Source organism: candidate division KSB1 bacterium, assembly GCA_034521575.1.
Classification (GTDB): domain Bacteria; phylum Zhuqueibacterota; class Zhuqueibacteria; order Residuimicrobiales; family Krinioviventaceae; genus JAXHMJ01.
Genome location: JAXHMJ010000002.1, coordinates 422,933 through 441,882, shown reverse-complemented (window position 1 = coordinate 441,882; position 18,950 = coordinate 422,933). Strand labels below are relative to the sequence as shown.

The following is an 18,950-nucleotide window of genomic DNA, read 5'->3' as shown; positions in this document are numbered from 1 at the left end:
ATTTATAACTTTATAATGCGGTTTAATATTTCTTCGGCAACCATTTTTTTACTCATAAGCGGCAAATTTTCCTCATTCCCGTCCTTGAAGAACAAGGTGACTTTGTTGGTATCCACATCAAATGCAGCGCCCTTGTCGCCAAGACGATTTAAAACCACCAGATCGCAGTTTTTCTTTTCAAGCTTGTCTCGGGCATTCGCATCAGCGTTATGAGTTTCCAAAGCAAAGCCAACGTGAATGCGCTGTCCCTTTTTTTCTGCGGCGGTCTGCAGAATATCAGCAGTGGGCGCAAAATCAATACTCAAATTTTCATTTTTCTTTTTGAGTTTATGAGATGCGGATACCGTCGGACTATAATCAGCAACAGCAGCCGCCATAATAAAAATATCAGTGCGATCCAGATTATCCTGAACAGCGCGCGCCATATCTTCCGCAGTTTCGGTATTGATCAGTTCAGCGCCGGGTACCGGACTCTGATTGACAGGACCGCTCACCAATATCGCATCCGCTCCGCGTTCAACCGCATTCTGCGCCAAGGCATAGCCCATCTTACCGGAGGACCGGTTGGATACATAGCGCACAGCATCTATCGCTTCTCGTGTCGGGCCGGCGGTCACCATCACGCGTTTTCCCTGCATATCATTTGCTTTGTCCAGTTCCCGTTCAATGGCCCGCAAAATCAAGGTCACATCCGGAAACCGTCCCTGGCCATACTCACCGCAAGCGAGCATCCCTTCGTCCGGTGTCACAATTTTATAACCGAAAGAAACAACGCGCTTTTCATTCTGAACATAGGCCGGACTTTTATACATGGCGGTATTCATCAGACGGACACGAAAGCACCGGAACCCTGGCAGCCAGAACGGTCGTGCTGATCATATCATCGCTCAGACCGTTTGCAAGTTTTGCAACCGTATTCGCGGTCGCCGGAGCCACACAGATCATATCCGCCCAGCGCGCCCAGTCAATATGCGGTGTAAAAGACGCGTCCGAGTCCGACCATACGTCACTCCGCACGGGGTATCCGGTCAGTGTTGCAAATGTGAGCGGCGAGACAAATCGCTCCGCTTCTGCCGTCATCATCACCCGAACCCCGGCGGACTGCTTGACCAATTTCCGTACCAGCTCTGCGCTCTTGTACGCGGCAATCCCGCCCGTCACACCGACAAGTATGTGCTTATCAGCAAGCATCGTCCTTACTTTTCATCTTTATCCAGATATTCGAATGTCAACTTGCCGTCCAGCATTTCGTTCAGAGCGACTGTTGTCGGTTTGGGTAATTTCAGAAACTGATGTTCAATCATATCGCCTTCCACCATTTCATCAGTTAATCCCTCTTCCTCATTCTGCTCCAATTCACGCTCAATGAGCTGACGCTGCATCTCATTGATCTGTCTGGCGCGACGGGCAATAATGACAATCGCTTCGTATAAATTTTCAGTGTTTTGTTCAATTTTTTCCAGTGCTAATGTTTCAGCCATTTATACAACCTCCATAAAAAACGGTTATCGTTGTGCTTCAATAATGTTTGTAACGTACTCTATTGTTTTTGACAAATCGTCGTTCAGAATCACATAATCAAAATAGTTTGCCTGTTCCATCTCTTCAGGAAACCGTTCAAGACGTTTTTCAATCTGTTTCTCACTTTCTGTTGAGCGATTTTTTAAACGTTCAATCAGCACTCTTTCATCCGGGGGCTTTATAAAAATCAGCAGAGATTCTTGAAATTGCTCCTTGACACGCTTTGCGCCGTACACATCAATATCCAGCAGAACCACATGCCCTTTCTCGATCCATGAATTCAGCGGAGCTCGCGGCGTGCCGTAATAATAGCCGTGCACAGTTTCGTATTCGAGCAGTCCACCGTTCTGAATTTGGCGCTCAAACTCGTCCCGGGAGACAAAAAAATAATCCACGCCGTCCGTTTCGGCCGGGCGTTTCGGACGGGTTGTCATGGAAACAGAGTACACATAATCATCCGGTCGCATGTCCAGGATTTTTTTAATAACCGTGGTTTTGCCCCCACCGGATGGCGAAGACAATACCACCAATAAACCTTGTCTCGTATTCTCCATAGATAATTCTAGAGGTTACTCTATATTCTGGACCTGTTCCCTGATCTTTTCGATTTCTTCTTTGGCTCTACAACCGCGTGCAAGAATATCACTTGTGAATGCTTTGGCTGCCATCGTATTCGCCTCTCGATTCATCTCCTGTAACAAAAAGTTCAGCTTTCTGCCTTGCGAAACGGGTTTGTCCAGGAGTTCGAGAAACACAGTATTGTGACTGGAAAAACGAGTACATTCTTCAGAGATATCTATTTTATCCGCAATAATCGCCAACTCGGTCTCAAGGCGCGGTTCATTCAACTGTTTTTTCGAAACAAGCCCGCGCACACGCTCCCGCAGTTTCTCCAGTTCAATTTTAGGACCATTAAGCGCAATGCTCTCCACATCGTTGACCACAGATTTAAGACGTTTAATTCGAGCCCTGAAATCAGCTTCGATCTCTTTGCCTTCCCGGTCGCGCATCGTCTTCATCTGTATCAGAGCCTCTTTGATTGATTTCTTTGCACAATTCCAAACAGCCTGATCGGCTTGATCTTCTGTTTCAAATATAATCACATCCGGGAGTTCAAACAATCGCTTTACGTCCAGATTATTATCCACGCCATATTGATCGGAAAGTTCCCGGCCCAGCCGTAGATAAGCGGTTACCAGAGCATGATTCACATCAAGATTTTCATATTTCTCTTCTTCTCGCTTTACCGTCACCCATAGATTGACTCTTCCGCGGGCTGCATATTTACCCACCAGCTCCCGGATCTCGCCTTCATAATTTGACAAAGATTTTGGAGTTTTCAGTGAAATATCGAGGTAACGGTTGTTCACGGATCGAACTTCAGTGTTGACCTCGATACGGTTTTCCATTACCACACTTTGTCCATAGCCGGTCATGCTGGTTATCATATCTTCACCATAATATATTATTTTAGAATAGTTTACATTATAAGAATTTTTGTATTCATAGTCAACTGAATTTTTGATATTTAGGGCAAAAAATACGAAAAAAAGGCTTCAAGCGCGCACACTTGAAGCCTGAAACACGGGTTTGCAAGGATTTTTAGTGACGAAAAAACAAATCATCTTCGAGGCGCAGTCGCAGGGAGATTCTGTGGGTGGTATCCAGATATTGATGATTCATGAAAGAATAATCGACATCAAGCCGTGAAAACCGCAATCCGGCGCCCGCTGTCATAAAACCGAGATCATCGCGTCCCAGGCGAACCGCAACCACATTATAAACCTGCAGTTCACCCCCGAGACGAAAATCAAAACTGACCGGTTCCATATGATACTGAGAGGCGTACTGTCTATTTTCAAATCGCATATCCACATCAGCGGCCAGCAGCAACCGCATATTGGCAAGAGGTAAATTCAGCGGATAAGCAACGCCGGCTTTCAAAGTTGGTGAAATCAGTTCTTTGGTGCCCGTATCCCAGGCCAGAATGGTCGTGGTGACATCCTGGACATTAACGCCAAAACGCAGCGTATTCCAGGGATTCCAGATCATGCCCACATCAAAACCGATGCCCCAGGCGCTGTTAACGCCGGTACCTTTGTATATCATTTTAGCATTGATACCATAGGAAAACGCCGCTGATTTTTGATTGGCATAACTGAAATAAAATGCATATTCAGCGTCATTGACGCTTTTCTTGACATACGGACGGTTCACCTGAAGCTCGCCGTTTTCATCCACAAAAGTAGAATCCGTTCCGATATCCGGTCTGGGCAGAGCAGTAATGGGGATATCATCCACACCCAAACGTATTGCGGAAACGGCGAAACTTTCGGAGGATCGAAACGGCATGGCGGCGCCCAGATAATCATAATTCACCACACCGGCAAAACGCTCAGAGTGCATCGCGGAAAGTTCAAGCACATCAATGTAGGCCAGTCCGGCAGGATTCCAGTATCCGGACGTGACATCTTGTCCACCAGCGACATAAGCGCCTCCCATTCCCAGGGCTCTGGCTCCCACACCGGTGGACATAAACTCGCCGGCATATTTTGCAATCTCGGCTCCGAAAGAACCGGAAGCCAACAGGGCCAGCACAAAAATGGTCAAGAATATTATTCTTTTCACATTGTATTCCTCATATTACTGTTCTAATGAGACTCGACAGTCAATTGTTTCAGCTGATCCAGTTTTTTCAACGCCTCAATCGGCGTAATCTCGTCAGGATTAATCTGCTCAATTTCTTTCCTTAACTTTTTTTCCTGTTCTTCGAACAAACTCAACTGCTGAACATCAGGCGCTTTTTTGTGATAAAGAGCCAGTTTGGGTACATTGTCTTTATCGGTCTCTGCCGCTTCAAGATTGGCGAGAACTTGTTTGGCGCGCTCAATAACCGCCCGCGGCAGTCCCGCCAGTTCTGCCACATGAATACCGTGACTATGGTCGCAGCCGCCGGGAACAATCTTGCGCAGGAAAACAATGTGATCCGCCCATTCCCGTACCGCGACATTATAGTTTTTTACACGCGGTAGAATACGTTCAAGTTCCGTTAATTCATGATAATGCGTCGCAAAAATTGTCTTTGCTGCAACCTTTTTATTTTGATGCAAATATTCTGCCACCGACCAGGCCAGCGACAGACCATCGTAGGTGCTGGTGCCGCGCCCGATCTCGTCCAGCAACACAAGACTTTTCGGCGTTGCGTTATTGAGAATATTTGCCGTTTCGTTCATCTCGGTCAAGAATGTACTCTCGCCGGCTGCCAGATTATCAGAAGCGCCAACCCGCGTAAAAACCCGATCAACCAGTCCGATTTGCGCTTCTGCGGCAGGGATAAAACTGCCCATTTGCGCCAGAATGGTCAACAGCCCAACCTGACGCAGATAAGTGGATTTACCCGCCATATTCGGACCGGTGATAATCAATATCTGATCCGACTGATTATCAATAAGCGTATCATTGACCACAAACGGCTCTCCGGCCGGCAGCAGTTTTTCCACAACCGGGTGACGGCCTTCCTTTATAACAATTTGACGGGTGGTATTGATTCCGGGGCGTGTATAGTTATTATCGACTGCAGTTTGGGCAAGGGAAGCCAGACAATCAATACGTGCCAAATATTTTGCATTGTTCTGCAGCGGACGAGCCTGAGCCAATAGTCTGTCACGCAACGCTATGAACAGATCATATTCGAGCGCCGCGATCTTTTCTTCGGCGCCCAGAATTTTTTCCTCATATTCTTTCAATTCCTGGGTAATGTACCGCTCCGCATTAACCAGGGTCTGTTTGCGGATATAATGCTCAGGTACTTTGGACAAATTGGGTTTTGTGACTTCTATATAGTACCCGAACACTTTATTATAATTGACCTTGAGTGAAGGAATGCCGGTTTTCTCCCGCTCGGTTTTCTGCAGCCGCGCGATCCAGTCCTTGCCCGAGTGCGTGATAATGCACAGTTCGTCCAGCTCATCATGATAACCGGGTCTAAACATACCGCCATCTGTGGTGGAAATCGGAGGGGTTTCAACAATTCCGCGGTCGATTTCGTCCCGAATGGCGTTCAGCGGATCGATGCGCTGACTGTTATCCAGAAGCATTCGAGCCTTTACCGTGCTGAGCAATTCCTTAATCTGTTCAGCTGCATGCAGGGTGGAAGCGATGGTATTGGCATCACGAGCATTGGCGCGTCCTGTGGCGAATTTGGCGAGCAAACGTTCCAGATCACCAACCTGCTGCAGCAGATCCCGCAACGCCTCACGCCCTGACTTTTCCTGAAAGAACTCTTCCACGGCATTTAAACGCTGTTCAATCGGTTCAGCGGAATTTAACGGATAGAGCAGCCAGTTCATCATCATGCGCGCGCCCATAGACGTTCGCGTCTGATCCACAACCGACAGCAATGTGGCGCGGGGGTCCCGACTGTTCATCGGTTGAATCAATTCCAGATTACGCCGGGTGGTGCTGTCGATCAGCATATTGTTCGAGTCACTCATGCGCGACAAACCGGTCATGTGCGTCAACCGCTCTTTTTGATTCTCCCGCAAATATACCATAATTGCGCCGGCGGCGCGTATCCCGTTGTGCAGCTCCTCGACGCCAAATCCTTTCAGTGAAATCGTGCCAAAATGCCGGGTTAACAGTTCCATTGCATAATCATACTGAAAGGACCAGCTTTCCCGCCAGGTCTGTGTGGATTCATCATAAGACAGATGTTCCAGAAGCCGGGTTTCCTGTCCGGTATCCAGCAAAAGTTCAGCGGGCTGGATCGTGGATATTTTTTCATGGCAGTCGGTTAACGGAAATTCGCCAATCTGAAATTCTCCGGTTGAGAATATCCACATTGGCAATACCAAACGTTTGCTCCGCAAGGCAGACCGCGGTCAAAAAGTTGTTGCGGCGGGTATCCAGTATATCTTCAGAGACCGCTGTTCCCGGAGAAACGACCTCTGTCACATCGCGCTTGACGATGGTTTTTGCTTTTTTCGGGTCTTCGGTCTGTTCACAGATCGCAACCCGATATCCGGCTTTGATCATTTGGGCAAGATAATTATCCAGGGCGTGATGGGGAAAACCGGCGAGCGGCACGTCAGCAGATTTGCCGTGGGCACGGGACGTAAGGGTGAGCCCGAGAACACTGGCCGCCAATTTTCGCGTCTTCGTAAAACATTTCATAAAAATCCCCCATACGAAAAAATAAAACAGCATCACTGTGTTTATGTTTTATCTTGTGATACTGCTCCATCAGAGGAGTTGTCTTGCCCGTTTTGCTCACGGTTGCCTTTCTGTTTCAAATGTTGGCTGGCCCGCCCCCCAGTTCAGCTTGGTTCTCAGAATATCATAAAAATCATGCATTCCGATTGAAATCCAGGGGACATCGACGGCAGCCCTGGTGATCTTTACTTTTTCTGTATAGTGTACATCGCATTTATTCTGACCGTCAATATTCAACTGTATATGTTCAGCTTCCGGGCGAATGGACAGTTCAATACTGCTCTCGCAGGATATTATGATCGGCTTCATAGTCACCGAATGGGGACAAATGGGTGTTACAATGACCGCATGCATTTCAGGCACCATGAGCGGTCCGCCCGCGGACATGGAATAGGCCGTCGAGCCTGTAGGCGTAGAGACAATCAAACCATCGGCGCGATAAGAATTTAAAAACAGTCCATCCACATAGGCGTCAATATAAATCAGCCGCGAACTGGCGCCTTTGTCCAGCACCACATCATTTAAAGACAGAAACTCATCCCGACAGGAATTGCCCAAAATCTGAACAGACAGGGCCATACGATTGATAGTCGAATAGTTTCCGGAAATCAGACGCTCTACAGCATCTTCAAGCTCTGATGTCACAATTTCCGTTAAAAATCCAAGGGTGCCGATATTTACACCCAGAATAGGAACGTCGTTTTTTGCTGTAAATTGCGCAGCCGCCAATATGGTTCCATCTCCTCCAAAAGCCACCACCACATCACACGCCGGGCCGATCTCTTGCACCGGAAGCGTGGATTCGGTTTTACCGGATGTGATTTGATTAGCCAGCTCGCTTTCGAGCACATAACTGATGTTCCGGCGGTTCAAAATGTCACAAAACCTCTTGACAGCGGGCAGAGCCTGCTTTTATAGATATTTGCTATAATTCCGATTCTCATGCGCTGTGAAAAATCCGCAGTTTATGCAGAAACCTGGATTTTCTGAAAAACGAACTTTGTTTGATACATTCCGTTAGATGCAGGGTCGACAATCCGATATCCTGATAAAGCTGACTCACATGTCCGTGTTCAATAAATTGATCCGGTAAGCTCTTGCAAATCACTTCGATTTGGATTTTACCGGCTGCAAAATACTCGACAACTTCGCTGCCGAGACCGCCTTTTTGCGTTCCGTCTTCCACCGTAATCACCAGTTTATAATGCGCAGCCAGTTTGTCCAGCATTTCCGTATCAATGGGTTTTAAAAATCGTGCATTGATCACAGTGGGCGACAGTCCGGTTTCCTTCTTCAAGCTCTTCCGCGGCTTTAACAGCCGGATAGACCATATGTCCGATCGCCACGATAGCGACTTCGCGTCCCGGACGCACCATTTCACTTTTCCCGACAGGCAGTTGAATAAAGTCTTTTGACACGGGTACGCCTTCGCCTTCACCGCGCGGATACCGCAGTGCAACCGGTCCTTGATCATACAGGCTGGCGGTATACAGCATATGTCGCAGCTCATTTTCATCTTTGGGCGACATAATGACCATACCCGGAATGGTTCTAAGAAATGCCATATCAAACACGCCATGATGCGTGGGGCCGTCATCGCCCACCAGTCCCGCACGATCCAGGGCAAAAATCACCGGCAGTTTTTGCAGAGCCACATCGTGAATGACCATATCATAAGCGCGCTGGAGGAAACTGGAATAAATGGCACAAACCGGTTTCATGCCCTGAGCAGCCATACCGGCTGCAAAGGTGACCGCATGCCCTTCCGCAATACCAACATCATAAAATCGTTCCGGATAGGTTTTTGCAAACTCACTCAGCCCGGTTCCCAGTTCCATGGCGGCAGTCAGTGCAACGACCTTGTCATCCTGAGCCGCAAGATCGACCATAGCCTGTCCGAACACTCGTGAATAAGACGGATTCGCGCTCTTTTTTATAATCTTTCCGGTTTCAGGATCAAACTTTCCCAGGCCGTGAAAAACAGGCGCATTTTTTTCAGCCGGTTCAAAGCCTTTCCCCTTTTGCGTCTGGACGTGTACCAAAATCGGCCCGCGGAATTTTTTCACTTCCCGGAGAATACGCGTTATTCCGGCCAAATTATGGCCATCTACCGGCCCCCAATAGCGAAAGCCCAAACGTTCAAATAAAAGTCCGGGAGTGATAAACGCCTTGACCCCTTCTTCGGCACGGCGCGCGGCGCGGCGGATAAAAGTGCCCATCCCGTCAAACCGTCCGGTAAAGTCCCAGACTTCTTTTTTAATGCGGTTGTAGATGGGATTGGAAATCAGGTTGGTCAGGTATTTAGACATGGCGCCGACATTCGGAGAAATCGACATGCTGTTGTCATTCAGGATCACAATAAAATCCCGTCCGGAAGCCCCGGCATTGTTCAGGCCTTCGTACGCCAGTCCGCCCGTGAGAGCGCCGTCGCCGATAATGGCCAGCACCTTATAGTCCTCGCCCATCATATCCCGCGCGCATGCCATGCCAAACGCGGCGGAAATGGACGTACTGGCATGGCCGACGCCAAAGGTATCATACTCACTTTCAAAACGATTCGGGAACCCACTCAGGCCTTTGTATTGCCGCAGCGTATTGAACCGGTCTTTACGGCCGGTCAGGATTTTGTGGATATACGCCTGATGCCCGACATCCCAGACCAGCTTGTCGTTCGGTGTATTAAAATTATAGTGCAGAGCAATGGTCAACTCTACAACGCCAAGAGAAGGAGCCAAATGCCCGCCCGTTTGAGAAACTGTAGAAATCAGATATTGCCGGATTTCACGGGACAATTGCGCCAGTTGGGGTATTGTCAATTGACGCAGGTCCTCAGGCGAGGCAATATCATTGAGCAAATAATTCATAGACCACCTTTAACATCATTTTTTAATTTAAAGCCATCATCCCCCTTGACCAGGGTCTCAAGCTCGGACTCTGCCTGATCCAGTTTTTCCTGACACTGTGTCGCCAACTCCCGGGCTTGCTTGTAAAGATTGAGGGTCTCTTCAAGTTGAACAGACTCGTTCTCAAGTTGATTGGCGATCTCTTCGAGTCGGTCAAGCGCTTGTTCGAATGTTTTTCTAGTCATCATTTACCCAATTTGAACACATTTTTTCGTCGATTTTATCCATAAATTTTTCATAAATCCGACTGCGGGCCAGTCCGTCATAGAATTGAATTTCAACATCAGCATGAGTAGCCTGCTCCAATCGGGGAACAAGACGCCCGCTTTGTTGCTCCTTGATCACAGCATACCCGCGTTTCAGCACAAAAGCCGGATGCATGGCTTTAAGCCGGTCTCGCGTGGCAAGATAACGATCTTTGTTTTTCGTTATCATGTATTTGCCATGATAGCCGACGGTTCTCAGCAATTCATCCACGGTCTGCCGGTATTGACGTATACGGTCACCGGGACGGCGAAATCCATATTGATTAAGAGTCTGTTTCAGCTGCTGTCTGCCGGTTTTAATTTGATCATCCACAGCCCGAACACAGCGTTCATTCAGTGAACGGACGCTCAGAAGCAATTCCTTCGCATCCACGACAGCAATCTCGGCCGCCGCTGACGGCGTGGGCGCTCGATAATCAGCGACAAAGTCGCAGATTGTAAAATCAATTTCATGACCGACAGCCGAGATAACGGGTATCTCCGAATCATAGACGGCGCGCGCAACCGGTTCTTCATTAAACGCCCACAAATCTTCCAGAGATCCGCCACCGCGTCCGACAATCATCACATCCATCTCGCCATAGAGGTTCAATTCATCTATGGCATTGGCAATATCCTGAGCCGCGTTGTCTCCCTGAACGACAGCCGGGCGTAAAATTTTCTTAACACCCGGAAAGCGCCGATTCAGAACCTGTACAATGTCCCGAATGGCAGCACCGGTCGGAGAGGTCACGATGCCAATGCGTTCGGGATAGCGCGGCAGTTCCTGTTTGTGCGCTTCATCGAACAACCCCTCGTCCAGCAATTTCTGTTTCAGCTTTTCAAACGCCGCCTGTAAATCACCGACACCGGCAGGAACCATTTTCATGATATCGAGCTGGTAGTGTCCGCGTTTCTCATAAACACGGATACGTCCAAATGCTTCAACCTGTTTGCCGCTCTCAGGCGTAAACCCCAGAGCTGCGTTGCGGCCTCGCCACATCACACAGGACAATTGCGCCTTTTCATCTTTGAGAGAAAAATACATATGGCCGGACCCGTGATGGACAAAATTGGATATTTCGCCCGTTACCCAAATCAAGGGCAGACTGGTCTCCAGGAGCTCTTTTATGGCAAAAGTAAGCTCACTGACCGTAAGCACGTTCACATGGTATCCTTCATCCATTCGGAACCTCCCCGAAATCATAAATTCAGGGCCAAGATTCGGTCATCTCAGCCCTTTCATTTACTTTTTCTTCTTGTGTCTATCTTTGCGCAATCTTTTTTTACGTTTATGATTAGCGATCTTGCGTCGTTTACGTTTTTTTCCGCTCGGCAAAGTTATCACCTCCTATTCATCATTCAGTGTCATTATTAATAAATTCTTTCAAATCCTTTGAAGGCTTGAAAACAGCTGCATAGTGTTCCGGTACAAACACGGGTTCGTTTGTCGAGGGATTTCTGGCGTTTCTGGCCTTGCGCAGTACCGCTTTGAAATTTCCGAATCCGCGTAAATCCACACGCTCTTTGTTTTTCAGGGCATAACTCACGGTTGCCAAAAAACCGTCAATAACAGCCTGGGTTTCAACCTTTGTCAAACCGGTACCCTGGGCAACCACATCAACAATGTCCGCTTTTGTCATACTCCCTCCCTTTTGTTATAATGACATTTTATATTGGATTCTCGGCCAAAACGGTAAAACCGTTTGCAGCAGGTCCCGGACATCAGAAGTCAAAAGATCAAACAGGGTTATCTTGCGCTCGGGCAGCGTTACGGTCTTTGGCTCACCCTCAAACCCGGCCATGTCAGCCGCTAAATTGATTGCATCCCGATAACCGCCCAGTGTATCGATCAACCCCAGTTGAAACGCCTGGGCGCCGGAATACACCCGACCGTCCGCGAGCTTGCGCACAGAATCCAGCGGCAAGCCGCGTTCCCGGGATACCTCTTTTATGAATTGATCATATCCATCGTCAATCCAGGCCTGCAGATACTCGCGTTCCTTCGGCGTGATGGAACGATAAGGCGATCCGGTGTCTTTAAAGCGACCGCTCTTGATAACCGCCACCTGTATTCCGAGTTTTTCCATCAGCTTGCTGAAATTCGGGATCTCGGCAATCACACCTATACTTCCGGTCGTTGTGCCCGGATTGGCCATGATCGTATCCGCGCCAAGAGCCACATAATAGCCGCCGGAAGCCGCCACACTGGCCATCGAAGCCACCACAGGCTTGCCGCTGTCACGAACCGCCCGTACAAAGTCGAGTATTTCCTGCGAAGCCGCGATGCCGCCGCCCGGACTATTAATACGAAAAACGATGGCTTTGATATTTTTGGCATCATTCATACGTTTGAACTGATCCACAATCGAATGTGAAGATATGATCACGCCGTCCAGCTTGATCACTCCAATCCGTGGACCCGAAGCAGAGATAGAATCCCGACTTTTGCGGCCAAATCCAGCAAAAATAAGTACAACAACAAGTACAATCAGCACAAATGCCAAAATATATCCGCGAGCCAACCGGTTTTTCATGATTCAACCTTGTAAAAAAATAAATGCCACAAGTATGGCAGAGCAAACAAATGATTATTAATTATAGTGATATAATGTCAAAAAATCAAGATAAAAATATCAGTGCAGCAGCTCCTGATAGAGCTGGGATATTTTATCTGCACATCGTTCTATCGTATAGTTTCTTTTTACCCGTTGTCGATTTAGCGCTGCCATTTTTTCCCGTCTCGCCGGTTCTTTCCACACTGTATCGATTGAGGCTGCAATTCCCTGCACATCTCCCGGATTCAGCAGATACCCGTGCCGGCAATCATCAATCATGTCCGGAATCCCGCCGGCCCGGCTGCTGACAATCGGCAGTCCGGCTGCCATGGCTTCTAAAAGAACAAGGGGGAATCCTTCCGCATAAGACGGCAGACAAAAACACCAGGCCTTGTGGTAATACTTCCATTTCTCAGTGGCGTTCAGAACCCCCAGACAGTTCACATGCGTTTCAAGGGCATGCCCGGTAATCATATCCTGCACACTGCGCTGATCGCCAGGTCCCATCAAATAGACTGTAAAATCCGTCCAGTTTTTTTTCAATTGAACTGCCGCTGCCAGTAAATCATGAACTCCTTTTCTACGGGACAATTCCCACAAACAACGCCGATGGCTGGACGGTTTTATCCGTGTTTGCGGTGAAATCCGGCAGCTCTTATTCCGTTTTCAATGACACGGGTTCTCACTCGCGGCATTTCCCGCTGAAAAAACCGTTTCCAGACCGGGGACAAGACCACCACCCGGTCACATAAGCCGAGGAGAAAATGGATCCAGCGTTGAAATGCGCGATGATGTTCCATGTAAAAGGCTTGAAAACAAGATCCGTGAATGTGCAGCACAATACGCTTTTTTAAAACACGCGCATACGCAATATAAAGGCATTTTTCCCAAAATGAGGTATAGGAAGCAGAATGTATATGTACAATATGGATCTGATGCATCCCCAAAAACAGCATAAATCGTATAAAATATAAAACAGACCAGAAATAACTCAACAGTGTATAGAACACGGGCCGCATAAATGCTTCACGATACCCTGACGATGTGCCGGCTGTGACGGAATCCGGTATGCCGGGTTTGGACATGTTCAGAACTGAGAGACGATAGTCGTTTCGCAACGAGGAATTCAAAAGCTGCTTCATGAATGTTTCCATGCCGCCGGCGGGCGGAGGCAGCGGTCCGATTTGCAGAATATGAAATAATTGAGACAAAGAATGAGCACCCTGATTTTGGTTATCAATCCTATAAAATAAAAAGATTCAAGAAAAAACAAACAAATAACTGAATTTGATGCACATTATTCTTGCATTTTTCCCGGATTTTTTTATATTCTCTAAGGTTGCGCGGGCGATTAGCTCAGTTGGTTAGAGTGCCGGTCTCACATACCGGAGGTCACTGGTTCAATTCCAGTATCGCCCACCCTTACAGGATCAATGAAAACAAAGGCCGTATCGTTTTGCGGCCTTTTTCTGTTTAAGAGACACAATATAGCCTCCGTACCCCGATAAACGTTGGAAATGAGAAAAACCCGGTCTCTAAATCGACGGGCTGATTTCTGATATCGTTATTTCAAACCTGCAAAACACGTTTTGTAAAGGATCCTGATATGCATTATCTTGAAGAAACAACTGGTTTATCCGTTGAACAGATCAAGGAATGGGGTGAAATCCTCTCAGGCTTTGAAACCAAAAACAAATACACGATTCGAGATTTAGACGGCCGGCCGATGTTCGAGGCGCTGGAAGAAAGCCCGGTGTGGTCGCGCTGGCTGCTGTCCTCATTGCGTCCATTCACCCTGCATATCTGGGACCACCGGAATGTTGCGGTGCTGGAATTGAAACGCCCCTTCCGCTTTTATTTTGGCGAAGTTCAGGTCAACGACCAGCGTCAACGCCCGATGGGACGCATCAAACGCAAGTTTTCCATCCTCCGGCGGCGTTTCTCCGTGCAGGACCGACTGGGACGGGAAAAATTTGAAATTATCGGACCGCTTTTGCATCCCTGGACCTTTCATATCACCCGCAATGCAGTGAACATCGGAAAAATCACCAAACGCTGGAGCGGCCTGGGTAAAGAAATGTTTACGGACGCAGACAATTTTCAGGTGCAGTTTCCGCAAAAAGCCGGTCTGAACGATCGCTGTCTGTTCATCGGCGCTCTGTTTTTGATTGATATTTTATTCTTTGAAAACAATAACCGACGTTAACCGATTTATGATGAGAAAGAAGCTCAATTTGCTGAAAGGTTTTCATTGCCCCTGCCGGCGACATATTTTCCCAGAGAACAGCATTCGCGCTTGGCCCCAATTCGGTATCAGCCATGGATAAATTGACATCAATGCCCGGCAACGGATTTCCAAACTGAGTTAATGTTGCAGTCAGATCACAGACATCATTGTCCTGCAAATACAGCACACCCTCCGGTTGCTTGCCCAAAGTCAAAAGCGGTGAATAATCATAGGTATCCGGTAAGCCTGAATAGATTGATTTCGCGGTCTGAATATCCGTCCATTTTTGGTTATACCTAAATTGAGCGATTTTAAAACAGAACAAAATAAACTGGCTCAAAAGGGAGCCAGTCATGTCTATTGTGTAAATTCTATTCTGTTTTCATGTTACAAAAGTCTTTTTACCTGTTTTTAAAATGAACTATGCCTAAAAACATGAAAAAACTAACATTAGGGCGTATCAATCCTGTGAAATAAAATTTTCTGGAAACATTTTGCTCTATGTCATGAAAGCTGGTTTTTGTTCGCGAATCGCCTGCCATAAAAGTGGAATTTTTAATGCATCATAAGTAGCTTGGGTGACTTTCAAGATTACCTGTTGACTCGTCGATATTATCTTGACAGCAAAATCAATTACAGTCCGGCGAAAAGTGCTGGGATAGCTCGTAACCGGTAACACATCCTGGGTCATATCACGCTTGAAAGCTTCGTATAGAAAATGACTCATCAAAAAAATGTAATAAAAGGCTCTGTTCATTCCAAAGCCTTTAAAGGGAAGCTGCTCGCATACGACAAAATCCTTTTGTGAACGATGAACAAGTTCACCCTTGCCGCGACTATGATCCAATTCAATGATCTTTTCCGCCTTTAAATAGTCATCGCCAACTGCCTGCACCAGCTTTTCATCACATTCTTCATTCTGGCCAATGTTTGTATAAATCACATTGTCCGGTCGAGCAAAATCAAAGGTCATCTGGCCATTATCTTCGGTTTCTTGTGATGTGAAAATGCATCGCCGAAATGTAGACCACGTGTCAAGCCGGTTACCAAATTCAACAAACGACCACGACATTTGATACAAGTGAAATCGATCAACAGGAACTTCTTTAACATATTGTTTAATACCCTTATAGAGCTTTCCGCTGCACGCATAATGAATGCCGAGGCGTTCTTCAAAAAATCTGAAATTCTTATCATCTAAAAAACCGCTGTCTTTAAGCAGTATGATTGGCACATCAGCATAATGGGTTCGAATCGCTTTGACCAAACGTCCAACAGCTTTTCTCAAATCTGTCCCATGATTGCAGTGCACATTGCCAGGACGGAACAATGCATCCACCACATAAGGCCCCCAGCTGATTTGCAGCGGCTGAAAGCCCTTTTCTTCTTATAAGTTGGCTTAACGCCTTGACGTTTTTGGGCATCGTCATTGTCAAAGACCACCGTATCAGCGAATAATATGATCACTTTGGGCTTTTCAACATGAAGGCGCCAGATAAAAAGCTTGAGCAAAATAGAACGAAAGAGCCATTGTCCGACAAAACCAAGTCGGCGAAACATTATCTTTATCTGATGCGATGTCGCCATGTGCCAAGGCTCATTCTCTAGGAGCGCGGCATAAGCGTCGTCGTTTTTACGTCGATCAAAGCCTAACATGGAACGGTCGGTGCCATCAATGAACCAGCCCACAACTTGTTTAATAAACTGAAAGCAACTAATGCCCTTGGCCGAACCTTTTAGAGAACCAAGACATTGTTCGAAAAGCTTGAAAAAACCAATGTTTTCGACATATTTGATAAAGAAAAACAGGCCGCCGCGCCCGCTCATTTTTTCAGTTGTGACCTCGATTTTTGAAATTTTTACTTGCTTTGAATTGGTTTTTTTCTTCATATTATTGTCACCTTTTGGGTGCGTGGATTGATTTTAGTTGATTTTGTCTTAATTAAAATAATAACAATCCATTATAATCCCAAAAGGTTTTTTATTTTTCGAAGAATCGCTCAGTTTAGGTTATAGTTACTTTGATTGGGATCCAAACGGTCTTCTGTCAGAAAATCCAGAGTAAAATCACCGACAGCCAGCCAAATAGCAAACTGAACAGCAACGGCTTTGTCCGCAGGATCTGTCAAAATGGAATGCATGCGGCTTTGATCAGTCCCTGTTCTGAACGTTTCTTCAATCCAACGCACGAAAACGCGCTGCCAACCCACCTCCCGGAGCAAGCTTCATCGAGAATACAGAATCAGCGGTGACTCGTTTTTTCACGATTTCTATATCATACGGGTTGGAATCCCGGTCCGCCGCCTCGCCGTCTCTGTAAATTTCAGCGATATATTCCCTGTCCGGGTCTAAAAAACCAAGATTGATGTCAAAACTGCGCCCGTTTTCATCCGTGATGCTGCCGATGTACCAGTCCGCACTCTGGCGGTCGCGGCGCACCACCGTGATATAATCACCGATCTCTGCATTCAGTACGTGCGTCTCGCTCCAGTCGGTCGGCACATCAACAATAAACTGAAACGCATCGGGACGTTTTTCATAGTTTTCCGGCAAATCGGCAGCCATATGCAGAGGACTGTAAATCACCACATACAGAGCCAGCTGTTTGGCCAACGTGGTGTTCACGCGGTTGTCCGGTTTTGCGTCCTCGAACAGCAAATCAAAAATTCCGGGCGTAAAATCCATGGGGCCGCCGAGCATACGGGTAAACGGCAGAATTGTGGTGTGATCGGGCGGATTGCCGCCGTTCGGATCCCAGGCATTGTATTCCTGTCCGCGCGCTCCTTCGCGCGTCATCATGTTCGGCCAGGTGCGTCGGATGCCCGTGGCTTTGACGGGCTCATGTACATCCAGCATCATTTTGTGTTTTGCCGCCTCTTTGACCACTTTGCGGTAATGCTGAACCATGAACTGACCATGCTGCCACTCCTGATGTACGCTTCCCTGTTCATCCACCCGCTTGATGGACTGGCCTTGACTGACATAACCGGTTTTAACGGCGCGTACGCCCAGGCTCTCATACAGATCAAATGCATCCTGCATTTGTGATTCATAATTAAGAACGCCGCCGCCGGTCTCGTGATGACCGATCAGCCTAACCCCACGGTCGCGGGCATATCGAGCCACCTCCCGCAGAGCAAAATCCGGATAGGGCTGAGTAAAATCAAACATTTCACCATTATCCATCCAGCTGCCGTCCCAGCCGATGTTCCATCCTTCTACAAGCACACCGTCAAATCCGTGTTCTGCGGCGAAATCGATATAGCGTTTTGCATTGTCGGTGGTGGCTCCATGCTTGCGGCCGCTTCCCCAGGTGGACACCTCCAGGTGCATTTCCCACCAAATACCCACATACTTGCCCGGCTGAATCCAGGATACATCCTCGAGCTGATTCGGTTCATTCAGATTCAGAATCATGGATGATTCAACCAGCCCGGCCGGACGATCCGCGATTTGTACCGTTCGCCAGGGACTGTGCATGGGAACGGATGTTTTCACTTTGACACCATCGGACCAGGGTACCAGATAAGCCCGGAGTTTATTTTCCGTTGTTCGGGTCACTGTCATACTCGAATAATCCGTTAACGCCGCCTCGTGTACAGAGACATAGCTTCCGTTTGCGGTTTTGAACGTCACCGGGGTGTGCACCGTATCAATCTTGTTCAACGGTGTATGCTGATAGAGATATTCATAACGGTTGCCGGCAAATGCAGGAATCCACCAAGCCTCAGACTCTGTATCAATATTAAATTCAGTCAACTCGTCCATCATCTCAATTTGTTTCAGACCCTTTTGTTCCGGAATCCGGTAACGAAATGCAATTCCATCATTGAATACTCTAAAATCCAGTATTTGCTGGATACCGGTATTATGACTCAAAACGAATGATAGCTGATTATAGTGGTTACGTATCTTTTTATTTTCACCCCAAACAGTGGTCCAGACCGTATCCATTGAAGAAAGTTGTTGTTCATCAAGGTTCAGATTTTTATCGAGGTTCATCTGCTTTTTTAATTTCAGACCCAACCTTGAAGGCGTAATCACCTGTTGATTATTCTTATTGACTGAATAATACAAGCGGCCGTTATCCAGTTTTATTTTCACTTGAATATGACCATCCGGTGATGATACAGAATTGAATTGTCCATCCGCCGCAAATACCATGGCAGCGCCCCATAGCAACATGATAAAAAACCGCATACGTTCATCCTCGTGTTTATATGATTGAAAAGAAACTTGACTTTGATCTGCAAGCCCATTACATTTATCGCGACACACAAACAAA

22 protein-coding genes and 1 tRNA gene are annotated in these 18,950 nt (G+C 47.2%); 2 read left to right on the top strand and 21 right to left on the bottom strand.

Translation table 11 applies throughout. The features are described 5' to 3' along the window. Window positions 1-2 precede the first annotated feature (2 nt). From coaBC to U5R06_04670, 17 genes are all read right to left on the bottom strand, one after another. On the bottom strand, window positions 3-812 hold the full coding sequence (gene coaBC, locus U5R06_04750; GenBank protein MDZ7722140.1) for a bifunctional phosphopantothenoylcysteine decarboxylase/phosphopantothenate--cysteine ligase CoaBC: 810 nt from the start codon (window positions 810-812) through the stop codon (window positions 3-5). Then, a complete protein-coding gene (locus U5R06_04745) occupies window positions 805-1,191 on the bottom strand; it encodes a flavoprotein (protein MDZ7722139.1) in 387 nt (128 codons plus the stop codon). The genes coaBC and U5R06_04745 overlap by 8 nt, the downstream gene beginning before the upstream one ends. 5 nt (window positions 1,192-1,196) lie before the next feature. Continuing rightward, the gene (locus tag U5R06_04740) at window positions 1,197-1,481 is read right to left on the bottom strand and encodes a DNA-directed RNA polymerase subunit omega (protein ID MDZ7722138.1); all 285 of its coding nucleotides are present in this window, start codon (window positions 1,479-1,481) and stop codon (window positions 1,197-1,199) included. Between the two features lie 24 nt (window positions 1,482-1,505). Beyond that, entirely contained in the window at window positions 1,506-2,075 is a 570-nt protein-coding gene (gene gmk, locus U5R06_04735; GenBank protein MDZ7722137.1) for a guanylate kinase, read from the bottom strand. Between the two features lie 15 nt (window positions 2,076-2,090). Further along, window positions 2,091-2,969, bottom strand: coding sequence for a YicC/YloC family endoribonuclease (locus U5R06_04730; GenBank protein ID MDZ7722136.1), 879 nt, complete (start codon window positions 2,967-2,969; stop codon window positions 2,091-2,093). 154 nt (window positions 2,970-3,123) lie between these two features. Then, on the bottom strand, window positions 3,124-4,149 hold the full coding sequence (locus tag U5R06_04725; protein MDZ7722135.1) for a PorV/PorQ family protein: 1,026 nt from the start codon (window positions 4,147-4,149) through the stop codon (window positions 3,124-3,126). A 23-nt stretch (window positions 4,150-4,172) separates the two neighbouring features. Next, window positions 4,173-6,362 (bottom strand): DNA mismatch repair protein MutS, encoded by a 2,190-nt coding sequence (gene mutS, locus U5R06_04720; GenBank protein ID MDZ7722134.1) that lies wholly within the window; start codon window positions 6,360-6,362, stop codon window positions 4,173-4,175. Further along, window positions 6,301-6,693, bottom strand: a complete 393-nt coding sequence (locus U5R06_04715; protein MDZ7722133.1) for a hypothetical protein — start codon at window positions 6,691-6,693, stop codon at window positions 6,301-6,303. Before U5R06_04715 ends, mutS begins: the two co-directional genes overlap by 62 nt. A 96-nt stretch (window positions 6,694-6,789) precedes the next feature. Continuing rightward, a complete protein-coding gene (locus U5R06_04710) occupies window positions 6,790-7,605 on the bottom strand; it encodes an NAD(+)/NADH kinase (GenBank protein ID MDZ7722132.1) in 816 nt (271 codons plus the stop codon). A 67-nt stretch (window positions 7,606-7,672) separates the two neighbouring features. After that, window positions 7,673-8,029: a transketolase C-terminal domain-containing protein gene (locus tag U5R06_04705; GenBank protein MDZ7722131.1), complete on the bottom strand. Its 357-nt coding sequence runs from the start codon at window positions 8,027-8,029 to the stop codon at window positions 7,673-7,675. Next, on the bottom strand, window positions 7,968-9,596 hold the full coding sequence (gene dxs / locus U5R06_04700) for a 1-deoxy-D-xylulose-5-phosphate synthase (protein ID MDZ7722130.1): 1,629 nt from the start codon (window positions 9,594-9,596) through the stop codon (window positions 7,968-7,970). Before dxs ends, U5R06_04705 begins: the two co-directional genes overlap by 62 nt. Next, the gene (gene xseB, locus U5R06_04695) at window positions 9,593-9,823 is read right to left on the bottom strand and encodes an exodeoxyribonuclease VII small subunit (protein MDZ7722129.1); all 231 of its coding nucleotides are present in this window, start codon (window positions 9,821-9,823) and stop codon (window positions 9,593-9,595) included. Before xseB ends, dxs begins: the two co-directional genes overlap by 4 nt. Next, window positions 9,813-11,066, bottom strand: a complete 1,254-nt coding sequence (xseA, locus tag U5R06_04690) for an exodeoxyribonuclease VII large subunit (GenBank protein ID MDZ7722128.1) — start codon at window positions 11,064-11,066, stop codon at window positions 9,813-9,815. The genes xseB and xseA overlap by 11 nt, the downstream gene beginning before the upstream one ends. Window positions 11,067-11,238: 172 nt before the next feature. Continuing rightward, window positions 11,239-11,523: an HU family DNA-binding protein gene (locus U5R06_04685; GenBank protein MDZ7722127.1), complete on the bottom strand. Its 285-nt coding sequence runs from the start codon at window positions 11,521-11,523 to the stop codon at window positions 11,239-11,241. 15 nt (window positions 11,524-11,538) lie between these two features. Next, window positions 11,539-12,417 (bottom strand): signal peptide peptidase SppA, encoded by an 879-nt coding sequence (sppA, locus tag U5R06_04680; protein MDZ7722126.1) that lies wholly within the window; start codon window positions 12,415-12,417, stop codon window positions 11,539-11,541. 99 nt (window positions 12,418-12,516) lie between these two features. Then, window positions 12,517-13,029 (bottom strand): glycosyltransferase family 4 protein, encoded by a 513-nt coding sequence (locus tag U5R06_04675; protein ID MDZ7722125.1) that lies wholly within the window; start codon window positions 13,027-13,029, stop codon window positions 12,517-12,519. Window positions 13,030-13,061: 32 nt separating this feature from the next. Beyond that, window positions 13,062-13,649 carry a glycosyltransferase family 4 protein gene (locus U5R06_04670; protein ID MDZ7722124.1) on the bottom strand — a complete coding sequence of 196 codons (588 nt, stop codon included), beginning with the start codon at window positions 13,647-13,649 and terminating at the stop codon, window positions 13,062-13,064. A gap of 134 nt (window positions 13,650-13,783) precedes the next feature. Between U5R06_04670 and U5R06_04665 the strand changes: the two genes are divergently transcribed. Together U5R06_04665 and U5R06_04660 are read left to right on the top strand one after the other, a co-directional pair. Beyond that, window positions 13,784-13,857: transfer RNA gene (locus U5R06_04665), tRNA-Val, on the top strand. A gap of 187 nt (window positions 13,858-14,044) precedes the next feature. Next, complete coding sequence (locus tag U5R06_04660) at window positions 14,045-14,644, top strand: phospholipid scramblase-related protein (GenBank protein MDZ7722123.1); 600 nt, start codon at window positions 14,045-14,047, stop codon at window positions 14,642-14,644. A 520-nt stretch (window positions 14,645-15,164) separates the two neighbouring features. Here U5R06_04660 and U5R06_04655 read toward each other — a convergent pair. From U5R06_04655 to U5R06_04640, 4 genes are all read right to left on the bottom strand, one after another. Next, window positions 15,165-16,004, bottom strand: a complete 840-nt coding sequence (locus U5R06_04655; GenBank protein ID MDZ7722122.1) for a transposase — start codon at window positions 16,002-16,004, stop codon at window positions 15,165-15,167. Then, window positions 15,950-16,555, bottom strand: coding sequence for a hypothetical protein (locus tag U5R06_04650; protein MDZ7722121.1), 606 nt, complete (start codon window positions 16,553-16,555; stop codon window positions 15,950-15,952). The genes U5R06_04655 and U5R06_04650 overlap by 55 nt, the downstream gene beginning before the upstream one ends. A 110-nt stretch (window positions 16,556-16,665) precedes the next feature. Beyond that, on the bottom strand, window positions 16,666-16,854 hold the full coding sequence (locus tag U5R06_04645) for a hypothetical protein (protein MDZ7722120.1): 189 nt from the start codon (window positions 16,852-16,854) through the stop codon (window positions 16,666-16,668). Further along, window positions 16,841-18,865: a glycoside hydrolase family 97 protein gene (locus U5R06_04640; protein MDZ7722119.1), complete on the bottom strand. Its 2,025-nt coding sequence runs from the start codon at window positions 18,863-18,865 to the stop codon at window positions 16,841-16,843. Before U5R06_04640 ends, U5R06_04645 begins: the two co-directional genes overlap by 14 nt. Window positions 18,866-18,950 lie beyond the last annotated feature (85 nt).